This window comes from Vibrio salilacus, assembly GCF_002811245.1.
GTDB lineage: Bacteria > Pseudomonadota > Gammaproteobacteria > Enterobacterales > Vibrionaceae > Vibrio > Vibrio salilacus.
Genome location: NZ_NIVQ01000089.1, coordinates 1 through 1,083, shown reverse-complemented (window position 1 = coordinate 1,083; position 1,083 = coordinate 1). Strand labels below are relative to the sequence as shown.

Sequence of the window (1,083 nt, the reverse complement as noted above, 5' to 3'; positions counted from 1 at the left end):
GTTGCTCACTACTTAACGCGGCGTTATATTTTTAATTGGGATTCAAGGCTATGGAAGAAAGAAGTCAGACTTATTTGAACGAGTATCTAAGCTCATTACCTAGTGAAATTGCGAAAAAACATACCTCTTTCAGTGCTGACTATTTCTGCGCAGATGAGTACAACGCCAATGTCTGTGCCGACTTAATACTGCGTGGAGAAAAACGTGCTTCTTGCAGTTTGGAGTACTGGTACAGTCATGAAGGCGAACCCATGCCAGAAGTTGGTCATCTTCAAGTGGTGACTAACTGGGACGGCAAACCAGTTTGTATTATTGAACTTACCTCAGTCAATAAATGTAAATATAGCGATGTTACAGCGGAGTTTGCAGCAGAAGAAGGCGAGGGTGACAAGTCATTAAATTGGTGGCGAGAAGCCCACTGGAAATTTTTTAGCTTAGAGTGCGATGAACTTGGTATAAAGCCAACAGAGGATATGCTGTTGGTTTTAGAGCGCTTCAGGGTCGTCTATAAATAAAAATATAACAAAGCGTTTAAGAGTGATTCCAAACGCTTGCCGGTTTCGCTTCGCTCACAGTGTGGCAAGCGCTTGTCACACCTTAACGCAGCGTTATGCTTTATTGAGCCTCAGCAAAATCAATATATAAATTTTAATGGGAAAACTCTGTCTGATTTAGAGGTTTTCCTATTCTAATTTATTGATATTATGAGTTTATTGTTCTTTTGGGTGGCGATTGAAAGTTGAACGATGCTCATGCTTTTTAGCCAACTCTGCTCTGACAAATTGTGTGCGCAAAAGGTTCGACTGTTGCTGAAAGGTCTCTTCCTTTGGTGTTGTTGACCCCTTGATTCCGCAAGCTAATTCGCTTCAACTTGTTTGGGATCTTATCGGCAACAGTGATTGCTGAAAGTAGGCAAGTTTATCATTTTGAGTTAAAGTGGATTTAACCAATGAACATTGTAAAAGTTCAATGTAATCAATAGGTAATAAAGCATAACAAACGCTTCAAGAGGGACTTCCAACGCGTGACATTTTTATTATGCGTTGATTTTGGTGGTTACGGTGTTATGCGGAAAGTTGGTAG

At 40.4% G+C, this 1,083-nt stretch carries 1 protein-coding gene; it reads left to right on the top strand.

Annotation, left to right across the window (positions count from 1 at the left end; genetic code table 11):
• Positions 1 to 50: 50 nt before the first annotated feature.
• The gene (locus CDZ87_RS16920; RefSeq protein WP_100754562.1) at positions 51 to 515 is read left to right on the top strand and encodes an ASCH domain-containing protein; all 465 of its coding nucleotides are present in this window, start codon (positions 51 to 53) and stop codon (positions 513 to 515) included.
• Positions 516 to 1,083: the final 568 nt, after the last annotated feature.

Excerpts from the sequence above, each read along its gene's own strand:
- CDZ87_RS16920 (WP_100754562.1), top strand. The coding sequence starts at position 51 with ATGGAAGAAAGAAGTCAGACTTATTTGAACGAGTATCTAAGCTCATTA.